Raw genomic sequence first — 13,849 nt, forward strand, 5'->3', positions numbered from 1 at the left:
AATTTCCGTTCCAACCGTGTCGGGCCCGACTGCGCTGCACAACCTGCGGCGTGACGCGAACGGAAGCCGAAACAAAGTGCGCAAAAAGTAGACAGAGGATCGATACTTTTTGCACACCGAGGCATGCCGTTTGAACGTTACGGCTTCTGCTCCGGCACGTCCAGCCCGTACGCTTCCAGCTTGTACAGGAGCGCGCGGCGGGAAATGCCCAGCCGTTTGGCCGTCCGCAGCCGGTTGCCCCGCTCTTTGCGCAGCGCGCGGACGATCGCTTCCCGCTCCACCTCGCGAATGATGTCCCGCATCGTCCGATTCTCGATGCGGATCGCGGCGAGGCCGTCTGCTGCGCCAGCCGGTTCGTTTTCCCTCGGGTGCACCTCCACGTGCTCCGGCAGGATGGCGGAGCCGCCGGCCAGCACCAGGGCGCGTTCGATGGTGTTCTCCAGTTGGCGGACGTTGCCCGGCCAGTCGTACGCCATCAGGACGTCCAGCGCAGCGGGCGAGAGATAGCAGCCCTCCTTGCCCAGCTCCCGGCCGTACTTGGCGAGAAAGTGCTGCACCAACAGCGGGATGTCTTCCTTTCGTTCCCGCAGCGGCGGCATGTGAATGGGAACGACGTGCAGCCGGTAGAACAGGTCTTCGCGAAACTGCCCCCGCCGTATCAGCTCCCGCAGGTCCCGGTTGGTGGCCGCGATGATCCGCACGTCGACCGGCACGGGTTCCACGCCGCCCAGCCGAACCAGCGTCCGATCCTGCAGCACGCGCAGCAGCTTGACCTGCAGCGGCATGCTCAGCTCGCCCACCTCGTCGAGAAACAGCGTGCCGCCGTCCGCCAGCTCAAACAGCCCCGGTTTGCGGCCGGCCGCCCCCGTAAACGCGCCCCGTTCGTAGCCGAACAGTTCGCTTTCCAGCAGGGTTTCCGGGATGGCGCCGCAGTTGACGGGGATCATCGGCTTGGCTGCGCGCGGGCTGTTGGCGTGTATCGCCCGGGCGATCAGCTCCTTGCCCGTTCCACTCTCTCCCTGGATCAGCACCGTCGCTTTGGTCGTGCTGACCCGCCCGACCAGCTTGTACACCTCCTGCATCGCCGGACTCAATCCCACCAGCCCCGGCTGGTCCGTCAGCTCCTCCGTCGGCCTCCTGACCACCCCCGCCGGTTCGTCCGGCTCGCGCTGATGCACCGCTCTGGCCACCACCTGCTTGATCCGGGCCACGTCAAACGGCTTTTGCACGTAGTCAAACGCTCCCAGCTTCATCGCTTCCATCACGTCCGCGGCGGACCCGTAGGCGGTCATCATCACCACGCTGGGACGCGGCCCGTCCACCTGCTGCAGCCGCCGCAGCGTCTCCATGCCATCCGGCTCCGGCATCCTGAGATCCAGGAGCATCACCTCGGGCCGAAAGCTGCGCACTAGTTCCAGCGCTTCCGCTCCGCCGGACGCCTCTCTCGTCTCGTACCCCGCCCTGCGCAGCGTCGTCGTCAGCGCCTTGCGCACATTGGCCTCGTCATCGACCAGCAGCACCCGTTTTTTCATCCTCTTCCTCCTTTCTGTCGGTCGCCGGCAGCGTCACCGTGAACCGGACTCCTCCCGGCACGTTGCGGGCGCTGATCTGTCCCCCGTACGCCTGGACGATTCGTTGGGAGATCGCCAGCCCCAGCCCCGTCCCGGCCGGTTTGGTGGTAAAAAACGGATCAAACACGGACAGCAGGTGTTCTTCGGCGATGGGCGGGCCGTCGTTGGTGACGTGAATGCGCGCCTCCCGCTCGTCTCCCTCCGCCTCCACCCTGACGCTGCCGCCGTTCGGCATGGCCTGCTGCGCGTTGATCAATATGTTGAGAAACACCTGTTTCAGCAGTTCCGGCGAGGCCAATACAGCCGGCAGAGAAGCGGCGTACGTCTTTTCCACCGCAATGCCCTGCCTGGCCATGCCCGGTACCACCAGCGCCAGCGTCTGGTCCAGCACGTCGCAAACGGACGAGGGGACGTGCCGCTCCTCGTTGGGGCGGGCGAACAGCAGCAGCTCGTCCGCAAAGCGGTTCAGCCGCTCCACTTCTTCCACGATGATCCCGGTGTACTCGCGGTTGTCGTGTCCGGGCGGCCATTCTTCCTCGAGGATTTGCGCAAACGCCTTGATCGACGTCAGCGGATTGCGCACTTCGTGGGCGATGCTGGCGGCCAGCTCGCCCACCACGGCCAGCCGTTTCGCCTGCGCCAGCTTGGCCTCCATCCGCTTCCACTCCGTCCGGTCGTCCAGCACGGCGATGGCACCCAGCACCTCTCCCGCCGGTCCGCGCCAGATGGAGGTGGTCACGTTGACAACCTGTGCTCCCCGCTCGCGGCGGGCGGGCCGCCACTCCGCGTCCCGGGCCGTCCGGCCGTGATGCAGGGCGTCGGTCAGCGCGGCCACCAGCACCTCCTCCTCCGCAAAGATGTCCGTATAAGTCTGCCCCACCGCCTGCTCGGCCGCCAGTCCGGTCATCCGGGCTGCCGCGTCGTTCCAGGCGGTGATCCGTCCGCAGTGGTCAAGCGCGACGATGCCGCTGTCCATGCTCTGCACGATCGTCTCCGTATGGCTGCGGCTCGCCTGCAGGTCGCTGGCCAGCTTGTTGATCGCGTCGGAAATCTCCCCCGGCTCGCCGTCCAGCCGTTTCATGCGAAAGGACAGGTCAAACCGCAGCCGCCTCAGCCCCGCCTTGATCTCGGCCAGGATCACTTCCAGCCGGTGCATGAGCAGACCGCTGGCCGCCGCCGCCACCATGCAGCCGATGCCCAGGATGGCGTAGATGCTCTTCCGCATGCCCGCGAGCTGCACGTCGATGCTGCTCATCAGTTCGTTGGCCCAGGCGTAGCCGATGATCCGGCCATTGCGGGTCAGCGGGTGCATCGCGTTCATGATGTTCCCCCGCACCTGCTGGCCGACCGCCACCTCGACGACGCCGTCACGCATCACCCGCCGCCCGGGATGGTCGGGAGGGATCGACTTGCCCACGTAACGGCTCATCTCCTCGCTGGGGCCGTACGTCACGATCGCATCCAATCCCGCCGCGTAATAGCCGACCCCGATCCCCGGATGTGCGGCGGCGAGGCGGTCCGTCAGCGGCGCCAGAGCCCGGTTTAACGCCTCGATCTGCTGTTCCCGCGGCGCCGCCTGCATCCCCCGTTCCCGGAGCATGGCGTCAAAATCTTTCGACAACACGTAATCGAGCTGCTCCGTTACCGCGATCAGTTTTTGCTTTTTCTCCTCCAGCAGCGCCTGCTCGGCCGCTCTCAGCAAAACCGCTCCGGTGACGAGAATCGGCAGCACGGTCACGGCGATGACGGAGGCGACAAAGCGGATGCGGTACAGGTATGCTTTCACGAATGAATCCCGTCCCTTTTTGCTTTTGCCTTTTGGTGTGATCCTATTCTATCATACAACTGTATCCGTTTTTGAGATGTGCGAAAGGAGCTTGTCCATGATTCGAGTCTTGTTTGTCTGTCTCGGCAACATCTGCCGCTCGCCGATGGCGGAAGCCGTCTTCCGCCGGCTGGTGGAGGAGGAAGGGCTGGCGGAGCGAATCGCCATCGATTCGGCAGGCATCGGCGGATGGCACGCCGGTGAGCCGCCGCACGCCGGCACGCGCAAAGTCCTGAGCGAAAAGGGCATCCCGCACGACACCCTGCGGGCCCGTCAGATCACGCCGGTGGATTTTTCCGAATTTGACTACATCGTCTGCATGGACGAGGAAAACCTGTCCGCGCTGAAGCGCATGGCCCCGCCCGGCAAAGCTGTTTACCGCCTGCTGGACTTCGCGCCGCACCTGCCGGAGAGCGACGTGGAAGACCCGTATTACACCGGCCGGTTCGACTACGTCTACCAGTTGGTGGAGGCGGGCTGCCGCGGCCTGCTCGATCATATCAAGGCAAACGAAAGCCCCTCTGCGTGAGGGGCTTTTGCCTTATAGCCACAAATCTATATGCTCGGATGATCCGTCCTCCGCGTCACACCGCCACCGTCTCGTTCCCCGCCTGTTGTGCCAACCACGCGGTCGTTCGGCTGATCAGGCGCTGATACGCGTCGTGGGCGGAAAACGTATGATCGCCGCGGACGATGACCTCTGTCTCGCAGCGCCCCGTCTGCCGCAGGCGCAGCTCCCGTTCATAGTGAAAGACGGAATCGACCGGGATGACCTCGTCGCGGTTGCCGTGCAGGAGCAGCACGTCTCCTGTAAACCGCTTCGCCTCCCGCAGCGGTTCGTACCCCCGCAGCGACTGGAAAAACGTATCCCGCAGCACGTACCCGCGATGGTCGGTCTGGCCGTACTGGAGCGCCTCCCGGTAGGATTCCTCTCCGACAATGCGGACGATGTCCTCAAACGGGCGGAGAACCGGCGCCCACAGCACCAATCCGTCCACCCGGCTGTCCCGGGCCGCGGTCAAGAGCGAAACGGCGCCGCCCAGGCTGTGCCCGAGCAGAATCAGCTTGCCGGGAGCGCCCGATTCCATGTTCCTCACATGCTCCAGGACATCCCGTGTCTGCCGCAGCAGCGCATCCATCCCGCCCGCACCGTATTCACCCTCGCTCTCGCCGCATCCGGCGTAGTCGAACCGTACCACGTTGAAGCCATGCGCGGCCATGTTCCGCGCGGCTTTGACAAACAAGCGGTCCACACCGATCCGGCTGCCGACGAAGCCGTGGCAGATCAAGACGGTGATTCGGGAGAAATGGCCTGCTGCTTCGGATTGTTCCGGCACATGGATGGTGGCGGCCAGGGAATAGCCTCCGCCGGGAATCCGCACCGTTTGTTCCACACGCATCCCCTCTATACTTATTAATCCGATAAATTTACTTAGTATTATGTCGTGTTCTTCTCCCTTTGTCAAGAGACGGCCGACCCGTCTCCCTCGTCGCTTGGCGGCCGCCTGTGTTTTTACCGTGAAAAGGTCCACCTGATTCCTGCAGCAAAAAAAGGACAGCGTGTTTCTGACGCTGTCCCTTCTTGTTCGTCCTGTCTGTCAATCAGGAAGCTTGTACCTGTTTGATGAACTCCTTCATCAACTGCGGCAGATCGTTCCAGGCATGGCCGGAAATCAGGTTGCGGTCCACATGGAAGCGGGTTTCCACGTAGGTCGCCCCCGCTGCCTCCACCTCCGGACGGCACGCCATGTAGGCGGTCATCTTCCGTCCCTTGATCTCGTCAGCGATCACCGTCAAGGCCACGCTGGCGTGACACAGAATCATGATCGGCTTATCCTGTTGGAAGAAATGGCGGGCGATGCGGGGAAAATCCTTGTGCATCCGGATGTGTTCCGGAGCGCGCCCACCCGGAATGATCAGCGCGTCGTATTCTTCGGGGTTGATCTGTTCAAACGAAGCGTGGGCTTCCACCTGGTAGCCCCGTTTTTCCGTAAACGTCTGCCAGTCTTCAAAGTCGTGCACGACGGTATGGAGTACCTTTTTATCCGTAGGGGAAGCGATCGTTACCTCAAATCCTTCCTCCAGGCATCGATAATACGGGTAATACACTTCCAGTGCTTCCACGGCGTCGCCGGTCAGGATCAGCACTTTTTTCGACATTCTTGCGCCACTCCTTTACAATGGGTTATGTGACAGAAAATATTATAGTCATGTACGCCATCCTTTGGAAGCATGCACTTTTTCGTGCGATAGTTACGAAAAGGGTACTTTTGACGAAATACAAGCGAGCAAGGAGAAGGGCATGTCTGACATTCGAAAAGAAATTCGGGAGAAAATCCGAAACGGAGATTTCAACTGCGAGAAGGAACTGACGCTGTCCATCATCAGCGGCAAGTGGAAAATCGTCATCCTGTGGCATCTCGGAGTGGAAGGGCCGCACCGCTTCAGCGAACTGCAGCGGCTGTTCCCCAAAATTACCCACAAGATGCTGACCAGCCAATTGAAAGAATTGATCGAGGACGGCATCGTTCATCGGGAAGTCTACCCGGAAGTGCCTCCGCGTGTGGAGTATTCCTTGACGGAGCTGGGGATGACCCTGCTGCCCATTATTCAGATGATGTACGAATGGGGGGAAAAACGAATGGCCGCAATCAAAAAAGAGATGGGCCTCGCTGAACCGGAAGCCGAAGAGCCGTCAAAAAAGGGATAGCCGCTTGCCGCGCTATCCCTTTGCCTTTCCTTACGATTATGGCTGCACGCTGTTTTTCGGCGGTGCCGCCAGGTCGCGCAAAATGGCCACTTCCACCCGCCTGTTTTTGGCCCGCCCTTCCGGCGTCGCGTTGCTGGCCACCGGATGGTACTCGCCCATGCCGGTCGCGCTGAACTTGGCCGGGTCGAGCTGCTTGTTTTCCAATAGGACCTTCAAAAAGTTGACCGCCCGTTTGACGCTCAAGTCCCAGTTGGAGGGAAACTCCGGACGGTGAATCGGGACGTTGTCCGTATGTCCGGTGACCGTCACCTTTTTGGGGTGGGGCACCAGCATCGCCGCCAGTTCCGTCGCCAGCTTCCGCGCTTCCGGCTTGAGGTCGGCCTTGCCCGAATCAAACAGCGCGTTGTCCAGGATGGTGATCAAAAGCCCTTCTTCCGTCATCCTGGTCTGGAGCTTGTCTTCCAGCTTGTTGCTGATGATGTATCCTTCCATCTGCTGCTGCAGCTTTTTCAAGTCTTCCGTTTCCTTGCGAATGGCCTCTTCCAGCTTCCGCTCTTCTTCCGTCTTTTCCCGTTCCGCCTGCTGCCCCTTGTGCAGGGTCTGCTGGGCGAGGGTCGGATCGAGCGGCACCGGGCTCGGCTGGTTCAGCACGCTCAGCCCGCCGTTCAGCGCGACGTTGAAGGAGCGGACCAGTTGGTCGAATTTCTGCGCATCCAGCTTGCTGGACGCAAACAGGACGATGAACAGCGCGAGCAAAAGCGTCAGCAGGTCTGCATACGGAATCAGCCAGGTCTCGTCCATGTGCTCCTCGTGGTGAGCCTGACGTTTTTGTCGTCTAGCCATTTACCACGGCCTCCTCCTCCTTCTTCTCATCCTTCGCCCCCACGCGTTCCTGGGTCGGGATGTAGACCAGGAGCTTTTGCTCGATGGCCGCCGGCGACACGCCCGCCTGAATGGAGAGCAGCCCTTCCACCATGATCTTCTTGATCTCGATTTCCTGCTTGGATTTGCGCTTCAGCTTGTTGGAGAACGGGTGCCACAGCACGTACCCCGTAAAAATCCCGAGCAGGGTAGCGACGAACGCCGCCGCGATGGACTGCCCCAGCGCATTGACATCACTCATGTTGCCCAGTGCGGCGATCAGGCCGACCACCGCCCCCAATACCCCGAGTGTCGGGGCGTAGCTGCCCGCCTGGGAAAAAATTTGCGCGCCCGCTTGATGGCGCTCCTCGATCGAGTGGATTTCTTCATTGAGCACGTCGCGGACAAACTCCGGTTCGCCGCCGTCGATGATCATCTTCATGCCGTTTCGCAGGAACGGATCTTCAATCTCGTCGGAGGTGTTCTCCAGCGCCAGCAGGCCTTCGCGGCGGGCGATGGAGGCCCAGTTCATGAACTGGTCAATCAGCTCCCGCTTGGACGGCAGCTTTTGTTCGGTAAACAGTACGCGAAACAACGCCGGAATCCGTTTGATTTCCGACAGGGGGAACGCGTTGAACACGGAGGCAGCCGTACCCACGATAATGATCATAAACGCTGCCGGATTGATCAACGATGTCAGGCTGGCGTGTTTCAGCACCATCCCGACACCTACTGCGAGGATGCCTAGTACAATACCGATCAAGGTCGACTTTTCCATGGTGACACTCCCTACTTCCCGTAATCAAAAATCTCTCTATATATGGTTTCGGTATTTCCGCTCCGGGTTGTGAGAGGAAGTTGAGGAAAAATCGAAACTCTTTGTGACGGCACGGAGCCAAACCGCTCAGCCAAACCACTGAATCAGCCCGATCATGACCAGGAGGCCGAGAATAAACGAAAAGGTGGCCGACCGCTCGTGCCCGTCGCCGTGACTCTCGGGAATCAGTTCCTTGTACACGATAAACAGCATCGCGCCGGCGGCAAACGACAGGCCGTAGGGGACCAGTCCCTCCACAACCGCCGTCAGGTGGTAGCCGACCAAGGCGGAGACGACCTCCACCGAGCCGGTCAGCGTAGCGAGCAGGAACGCCTTGAAGCGGCTTACCCGCTGATTGATCAGAAACAGGGCGACGAGGAAGCCCTCCGGGGCGTTTTGCACCCCGATCGCAAAGGCGATCAGCCCGCCCAGTCCGGTCTGCTCGGCGGAGTAGCTCACCCCTACGGAGAGCCCCTCCGGTATGTTGTGCAGCGTGATGGCCGACAGAATCAACACCGCCTGTGTATCCATCGAGATGTTGACCCGCGTGTGTTCCAGATCGATGTGCGGAATGACGCTTTCCAGCACGGTCAGCACAAGCGTTCCGGTCAACACGCCGAGACAGACGACGACAAACCGCTCTTCCGCCAGCGCCTGCGGAATGAGACTGAAGGTGGCTGCCGCCATCATGATGCCCGCTGTAAAGGCAAGCAAGATATCCCGCCAGCGGTGCGTCACCGTTTTAAAAAAGAGAATCGGCAAGGCTCCTGCGCCCGTGGCCAACGCCGACAGCAGACTCCCGATGACCAGTTGTTCCATTCCCACTCCTCCAGCGCTTCGTGTCGACGATACCCACATGATACCACGGAGAGCGGACAGGAAGGAAACAGGCAGGTGTCCGTCGATCCCGGGCGCCGGACTCCCGGATCCCCTCTTTTCCGCCTGCAATCGAGTAGGAGGGGGCGACTAACCCCCGTCCTCTCACACCACCGTACATACCGTCCGGTATACGGCGGTTCATCAAGCTTGACGAAGTGCGAAATATCGCTGCACCAAACTCATGAGCCCTTGTTGTTGCCAGTAGGTAATACCAAGGGCTTTGTGAATGTGCGGAGATTTGGTTGTTCGCCATGCACCCTTGCGGGTATTTGCAATCTCCAGTGCTTTGCTGTGGGGAAGACCGAGGGAACGAAGTTCGCGGTATCGCGTACGGATTCGTTTCCATTGCGTCCACAGGCAGAGACGGAGCCTTCGGCGAATCCATTCCTCAATCCGCAGGAGGTGGGTTTTCGCCTCAGCCAACGCAAAATATCCGATCCATCCCATGAGGTATTGGTTGAGTTTTTGAATTCGCTCCTGTATAGGGATGCTCCAATGCGGGTTGGTCAGTTGGCGAATTCGTTCTTTTAACCGGATGATCGATTTGGGATGCAGGCGTATCCGTGCCTCTTTTCCCGGAGCAAAGCTAAAGCCGAGGAACTTTCGATTGCACGGCCGATCTACCGCACTTTTCTGTTGGTTTATCTTGAGTTTGAGCACCCTGGTCAAGTATCGCTCCACGCTCGCCTTTACCCGTTCCCCCGCGCGTTTGGTGCGGACATAGATGTTGCAGTCGTCCGCATAGCGGCAGAAACGGTGTCCCCTCCTTTCCAGTTCCTTGTCCAAGTCGTCCAGCAGAATGTTGGCCAACAACGGACTCAGGGGGCCACCTTGCGGTGTACCCTCTTCCGTTGAGACGCACACTCCGTTGACCATAACTCCGGATTGCAGGTAAGCGCGGATTAGTTTAAGGAGACGCTTGTCCTTCACCTTGCGGGCTACCCGGCTCATCAGGATGTCATGGTTGACCCGGTCGAAGAACTTCTCCAGGTCGATGTCGACCACATACCGGAATCCTTCCTTGATGTACTGTTGCGCTCTCTGCACAGCATTGTGAGCGCGGCGACCCGGGCGGAATCCGAGGCTTGAATCGGAGAATTCTGGGTCAAAGATGGGAGTCAATACCTGCAGGATGGCCTGCTGGATGAAGCGATCTACCACGGTAGGGATGCCTAGCAACCGTATTCCCCCGTCAGGTTTCGGGATTTCGACCCTGCGAACAGGAGTCGGTTTGTAGGTTTCCGTCTCGATTTGCGACCGGATGGTCGCCCAGTGCAGGCGAAGGTAGTCGCGCAGTTGTTCAGTTGAAACACCGTCGACTCCCGCAGCGCCTTTGTTGGCTTCCACTCGTTTGAGGGCGGCCGTGAGGTTGTCCCGAGACAGAACCTTCTCCAGCAGATCCATAACGATACTCCTTCCTCCGCGCACATGTCGCCAAGCTTGCCGTACGATGCTCAGCCCTTCTCTGTACCCTCGGGGCTTCACCCCTACTCTCCAGAGGAAGTTCCAGTTCTGAATTCTGCTTCGACACACCGTATCGAAAGAGGTTGGGACATATGCTGACTTGATGTTCGGCCCTTCCCCCTCAGGCGTCCCCGATTGGGGTACTATGGCCTCTGCTGACTTCTGCATGTTCAACGCCCCCTCACGGAGGCGGTTGCCAACGATAGTAGGCGTACCATGCAGACCTCCCCGGGTAAGAGCGGTAGCCTTCGTCCCATGTACCTGCCCAATTTACTGTTGTACCCTTTGGCTGTATGGGGCTTCACCTTGTGCGGCAGGCTCGCCCAAGTACAACAGCCTCAAATCGGGTTCGTGTACCTCAGGTCGGGACTTTGCCGCCGGCTTCCTTCAGATTCCGCCTCGCGGCGGACACCCTTGCCTTAGGCTAACGGTTGGTACAGCCAACCCCCGTTCGGGACTTTCACCCTATAGCTACCGCCCATGCCGGGCGCACCGCAAAAACAGCGCCGTCCAAAACGGCGCTGTCAGTGTCCGAGAGCGAGTATCTGTTCCGTCCGCTTTTCTTCGTTCAGAAGCGGGCATGTGTAGCAGCACCGGCCTCCCGCCAGGCGGTACTGGAAGCAGCATTGGCGGCGGATGCGGATCGGCCGGTCCGGCTGCTTGGGATGGGAGACGACGGTAAAGCTGGTGTCAAGCGGATTGCCTGTTGTCAGGCCGAACAGGTCCGGCCCGGCCTCGCGGCAAAGAAAACGGAAATCGGCGGCAAGCTGCCCGCGAAGCGCAGACAGCTCGTCCCGCTGCTGCCAGTCCTCGTAATAGTAGTGCACGATGTAGGCGGTATGCGCCCACAAAACGTTCGCGTGTATGCCGGTAACCGCAGACAGGGTCGCGATCAGCGGGTGAACCGTTTCCGCAAAAAAGCGGCGCAGCACCTGTTCCCGCCAGACGTCCCGCCCCGGGCCGCCGGGAGTGCTGACACTCCCGTCGCGCAGGACAAACCGGGGAAGGGCCCAGTTTTTCTCAGCGGTCAAGAGAACGTTGCCCAGCGACAAATCGAGCCCGGCCGAATGGACAGACATGGCGTACAAGCCGCCGCAAATCACGGTCAGGAAGCGTTTGAAGAAGATGGACGCCGTCACCACGGCCGTGGGGGAACCGATCTGCTCGCCCACCTGGCGCAAAAACGGCTTGACGGTCTCTTTCCGCAGGAGACCGTCTGCGGCAAACACCAGCGGCGCCGTCACTTCCCCTGCGATCGAGAGGCGGTATGTTTGTTCCAAGACGGACACGTTCAATTCGGAGGACATGGGCGACTTCCTTTCGTGTTCTCTCCTTGCAGTATGTTCAACTACAATGATTTTCATTATCATCCTTGTGCTGATTTCCATTATAAGACTCCCTCTCTTCCGACACAAGGCCACAGCGTCGAAATCGGCACAACCGATGCATACGATTTCCATGTACCGCCAAAATAACAGTGTAACCACGAAAAGGAGGGCTGTTATGTCACTGATTCCCTATGAACCATTTCGCCATCTGGAGAACGTGCGGCGGGAGCTGGACCGCTTCTTTACCACCGGATTGCCTGGCCTCCTTACCGGCACGGAGGGGTTCCTGTCCACTCCCCGCATCGACGTGTACGAGACGGATACGGAAGTGGTCGCGACGTGTGACATTCCCGGTCTGGAAAAAAAGGAAGACGTGCAGATCGATATCGAGAACAACGTCCTGACCATAACCGGCAGCATCAACAAGGTCAACGAGGTGAAGGAAGACCGGATGCACCGGCAGGAGCGGTTCTCCGGCCGCTTTTCCCGCTCCGTCACGCTCCCTGCCCGTGTCTCTTCGGAAGGGGTAAAAGCCACCTACAAAAACGGCGTCCTGGAAGTGCGCATCCCCAAGGCGCATCCGGATGAGAAGCGGCGCATTGACGTGGAGTTTCACTAGGTCCCGGCAGCATGGAACAACGCCTCCCCGCACAGGGAGGCGTTGTTTTTGGGCCAGGCGCTCTGGTCCGGCGGCAGCAGAGAACTGTTCACCGGAGGACTTGATGTCCGGAGTCCCTTCCTTACTTTACGTCTCCGACCGGTACGTTTTCCCCAGTTCCGGACTCAGCCCGAAATAGTGGCGGAAGTTGTAGATCAGCGGATTCCAGGCGTTCGGGTTGACATGGTGCCGCCCCAGGACGATGTCCTCCCGGGCGTGGACGCGCAGCACCTCCGTCTCGACGATGGCAAAAAACCCGTCGTACTCGGGGGTGCGGATATGGCGAACCGCCGCTTCCACCTGCAGCGGGCATTCGGCAATCCGCTCCGGCGCCACCGTCTCGGCAGGCTGGGCGGTCAGGCCTGCGGCGGCAAACTTCCGCTTTTCGTGGCGAAAGCCCAGCGCCTGTTTGTAGTCCGGCACCGGGTCCCGCCCGGTCAGCGGCGCGAGCGCTTCCACCTGCCGCCACATTGCCGCCTCGGGGATGTTCAGCACGCATTCCGGATGCCGCTTGAGATTGTCCAATCCTTTCGACCCGCTTCCGATGCCCAGCACCACGTAACGGCCCAGCGCCCACGAGGAGGAGATCGGGCTGATGTTGGTGCTGCCATCTTCGTTTAACGTGGTCAGCAGGATGACAGGCGTTCCGTAGTAAAGAATCTTGGGTTGGATGGTGACGTGATGGATCATGGTGGGTTCGGCCTCCCTGTACTGCGAGATCGTTCGGCCCCATTGTAAACGACAGTTATTTCCACTACGATCGAAGTATGCCTGCACACGGAGGTGTTCTTTCGATGACCCACACCGGCTTTGCACAGACCGCTTCTCTGATCGGCGACCCGTCCCGCGCGGCCATGCTGCTCCAGTTGATGGACGGACGCGCCCTGCCGGCCGGCGAACTGGCCCGCCGGGCACGCATTTCGCCGCAGACGGCCAGCGCCCATCTGGGGAAGCTCGTGGCCGGCGGCCTGCTCGCTCTGGAGACGCACGGACGGCACCGCTACTACCGGCTGCGCGGTCCCGAAGTGGCTCAGGCGTTGGAGGGGCTCTTGATCCTCTCCCCGCCCGGTCCGGTCCGTTCGCTGCGCGAGTCGGAGGAGCGGAAGGCGCTGCGCTTTGCCCGCACCTGCTACGACCACCTGGCCGGCCGGGTTGGCGTCCGGCTTGCCGAGCAGTTGACCCACCGCGGCTGGCTGACGCGACTCAACGCTCCCTCCGCAGCGGGGAAGTGGGAGTTGACCCCCGCTGGCGAGGAGGCGCTGGCCGCCTTCGGGCTGGACATCCCTGCCCTCAGACGAAGCCGCCGCGCGTTCGCCCGCCCCTGTCTGGACTGGATGGAACGGCGCCACCACCTCGCCGGGGCGCTCGGCGCCGCCTTGACCGCCCGCCTGTTCGAACTGGGCTGGCTGAGACGGCATCCTTCCTCCCGCGCCGTCATCCTGACCGAAGCGGGACGAACGGGATTGCACGACGCCTTTGGCGTTTCCCCCGACACAGACGAAAACGGGCGGGAATCGTAGCGTTCCGCCCGTTTGCCGCTCCATGCTGCGCCTTGAACCTGTCCCCCGTTTTGTCGATATCAGTATCGATCTGCTTTTTTACCCCCGCCTCTCCCCACGGGTAAACCAGGTATTCGGGGGGCGAAAAGGGAGCTCGACCTGCGCGCGCTTCTGTAGGATAATGGAACAAACGCAAGAGAGACAAGGAAAAACGGAACAGGGTAACGGAAAAAGGAG

At 60.6% G+C, this 13,849-nt stretch carries 14 protein-coding genes; 4 read left to right on the forward strand and 10 right to left on the reverse strand.

From position 1 onward, the window contains the following. Nucleotides 1-137: 137 nt before the first annotated feature. Nucleotides 138-1,532 carry a sigma-54-dependent transcriptional regulator gene (locus A6764_RS20100; RefSeq protein ID WP_065067740.1) on the reverse strand — a complete coding sequence of 465 codons (1,395 nt, stop codon included), beginning with the start codon at nucleotides 1,530-1,532 and terminating at the stop codon, nucleotides 138-140. Further along, complete coding sequence (gene atoS, locus A6764_RS20105) at nucleotides 1,504-3,357, reverse strand: two-component system sensor histidine kinase AtoS (RefSeq protein WP_035299050.1); 1,854 nt, start codon at nucleotides 3,355-3,357, stop codon at nucleotides 1,504-1,506. The genes A6764_RS20100 and atoS overlap by 29 nt, the downstream gene beginning before the upstream one ends. Nucleotides 3,358-3,454: 97 nt before the next feature. On the opposite strand from atoS, the gene A6764_RS20110 reads away from it, so the two are divergent. After that, complete coding sequence (locus A6764_RS20110; RefSeq protein WP_029100708.1) at nucleotides 3,455-3,925, forward strand: low molecular weight protein-tyrosine-phosphatase; 471 nt, start codon at nucleotides 3,455-3,457, stop codon at nucleotides 3,923-3,925. A gap of 55 nt (nucleotides 3,926-3,980) precedes the next feature. On the opposite strand, the gene A6764_RS20115 is transcribed toward A6764_RS20110, so the two are convergent. Together A6764_RS20115 and A6764_RS20120 are read right to left on the reverse strand one after the other, a co-directional pair. Further along, nucleotides 3,981-4,790, reverse strand: a complete 810-nt coding sequence (locus A6764_RS20115; protein ID WP_413541961.1) for an alpha/beta hydrolase family protein — start codon at nucleotides 4,788-4,790, stop codon at nucleotides 3,981-3,983. Between the two features lie 208 nt (nucleotides 4,791-4,998). Further along, nucleotides 4,999-5,556 (reverse strand): DJ-1/PfpI family protein, encoded by a 558-nt coding sequence (locus A6764_RS20120; protein WP_029100711.1) that lies wholly within the window; start codon nucleotides 5,554-5,556, stop codon nucleotides 4,999-5,001. Nucleotides 5,557-5,698: 142 nt separating this feature from the next. Between A6764_RS20120 and A6764_RS20125 the strand changes: the two genes are divergently transcribed. After that, entirely contained in the window at nucleotides 5,699-6,106 is a 408-nt protein-coding gene (locus A6764_RS20125) for a winged helix-turn-helix transcriptional regulator (RefSeq protein WP_065067738.1), read from the forward strand. 36 nt (nucleotides 6,107-6,142) lie between these two features. Here A6764_RS20125 and motB read toward each other — a convergent pair whose 3' ends face one another. The 5 genes from motB to A6764_RS20150 all read right to left on the reverse strand — a co-directional run bounded on the left by motB (nucleotide 6,143) and on the right by A6764_RS20150 (nucleotide 11,434). Further along, nucleotides 6,143-6,949, reverse strand: a complete 807-nt coding sequence (gene motB / locus A6764_RS20130) for a flagellar motor protein MotB (protein WP_044897081.1) — start codon at nucleotides 6,947-6,949, stop codon at nucleotides 6,143-6,145. Next, the gene (motA, locus tag A6764_RS20135; RefSeq protein ID WP_035299045.1) at nucleotides 6,942-7,745 is read right to left on the reverse strand and encodes a flagellar motor stator protein MotA; all 804 of its coding nucleotides are present in this window, start codon (nucleotides 7,743-7,745) and stop codon (nucleotides 6,942-6,944) included. Before motA ends, motB begins: the two co-directional genes overlap by 8 nt. Nucleotides 7,746-7,871: 126 nt before the next feature. After that, nucleotides 7,872-8,603 (reverse strand): ZIP family metal transporter, encoded by a 732-nt coding sequence (locus A6764_RS20140; protein WP_029100715.1) that lies wholly within the window; start codon nucleotides 8,601-8,603, stop codon nucleotides 7,872-7,874. Between the two features lie 201 nt (nucleotides 8,604-8,804). Further along, complete coding sequence (gene ltrA, locus A6764_RS20145; RefSeq protein ID WP_065068426.1) at nucleotides 8,805-10,067, reverse strand: group II intron reverse transcriptase/maturase; 1,263 nt, start codon at nucleotides 10,065-10,067, stop codon at nucleotides 8,805-8,807. A gap of 584 nt (nucleotides 10,068-10,651) precedes the next feature. After that, nucleotides 10,652-11,434, reverse strand: a complete 783-nt coding sequence (locus A6764_RS20150; RefSeq protein WP_065068421.1) for an IucA/IucC family C-terminal-domain containing protein — start codon at nucleotides 11,432-11,434, stop codon at nucleotides 10,652-10,654. 196 nt (nucleotides 11,435-11,630) lie between these two features. Between A6764_RS20150 and A6764_RS20155 the strand changes: the two genes are divergently transcribed. Next, nucleotides 11,631-12,074 carry an Hsp20/alpha crystallin family protein gene (locus A6764_RS20155; protein WP_065068420.1) on the forward strand — a complete coding sequence of 148 codons (444 nt, stop codon included), beginning with the start codon at nucleotides 11,631-11,633 and terminating at the stop codon, nucleotides 12,072-12,074. Nucleotides 12,075-12,200: 126 nt separating this feature from the next. Here A6764_RS20155 and A6764_RS20160 read toward each other — a convergent pair whose 3' ends face one another. Next, nucleotides 12,201-12,803: a flavin reductase family protein gene (locus A6764_RS20160; RefSeq protein WP_065068419.1), complete on the reverse strand. Its 603-nt coding sequence runs from the start codon at nucleotides 12,801-12,803 to the stop codon at nucleotides 12,201-12,203. Between the two features lie 104 nt (nucleotides 12,804-12,907). On the opposite strand from A6764_RS20160, the gene A6764_RS20165 reads away from it, so the two are divergent. Next, nucleotides 12,908-13,633: an ArsR/SmtB family transcription factor gene (locus A6764_RS20165; RefSeq protein ID WP_264622345.1), complete on the forward strand. Its 726-nt coding sequence runs from the start codon at nucleotides 12,908-12,910 to the stop codon at nucleotides 13,631-13,633. Nucleotides 13,634-13,849 lie beyond the last annotated feature (216 nt).

This window comes from Brevibacillus sp. WF146 (genome assembly GCF_001673705.2).
GTDB classification, from domain to species: Bacteria; Bacillota; Bacilli; order Brevibacillales; family Brevibacillaceae; genus Brevibacillus; species Brevibacillus thermoruber.

Excerpts from the sequence above, each read along its gene's own strand:
- A6764_RS20100 (WP_065067740.1), bottom strand. The coding sequence starts at position 1,532 with ATGAAAAAACGGGTGCTGCTGGTCGATGACGAGGCCAATGTGCGCAAG.
- A6764_RS20110 (WP_029100708.1), top strand. The coding sequence starts at position 3,455 with ATGATTCGAGTCTTGTTTGTCTGTCTCGGCAACATCTGCCGCTCGCCG.
- A6764_RS20120 (WP_029100711.1), bottom strand. The coding sequence starts at position 5,556 with ATGTCGAAAAAAGTGCTGATCCTGACCGGCGACGCCGTGGAAGCACTG.
- A6764_RS20125 (WP_065067738.1), top strand. The coding sequence starts at position 5,699 with ATGTCTGACATTCGAAAAGAAATTCGGGAGAAAATCCGAAACGGAGAT.
- motB (WP_044897081.1), bottom strand. The coding sequence starts at position 6,949 with ATGGCTAGACGACAAAAACGTCAGGCTCACCACGAGGAGCACATGGAC.
- motA (WP_035299045.1), bottom strand. The coding sequence starts at position 7,745 with ATGGAAAAGTCGACCTTGATCGGTATTGTACTAGGCATCCTCGCAGTA.
- A6764_RS20140 (WP_029100715.1), bottom strand. The coding sequence starts at position 8,603 with ATGGAACAACTGGTCATCGGGAGTCTGCTGTCGGCGTTGGCCACGGGC.
- ltrA (WP_065068426.1), bottom strand. The coding sequence starts at position 10,067 with ATGGATCTGCTGGAGAAGGTTCTGTCTCGGGACAACCTCACGGCCGCC.
- A6764_RS20150 (WP_065068421.1), bottom strand. The coding sequence starts at position 11,434 with ATGTCCTCCGAATTGAACGTGTCCGTCTTGGAACAAACATACCGCCTC.
- A6764_RS20155 (WP_065068420.1), top strand. The coding sequence starts at position 11,631 with ATGTCACTGATTCCCTATGAACCATTTCGCCATCTGGAGAACGTGCGG.
- A6764_RS20160 (WP_065068419.1), bottom strand. The coding sequence starts at position 12,803 with ATGATCCATCACGTCACCATCCAACCCAAGATTCTTTACTACGGAACG.
- A6764_RS20165 (WP_264622345.1), top strand. The coding sequence starts at position 12,908 with ATGACCCACACCGGCTTTGCACAGACCGCTTCTCTGATCGGCGACCCG.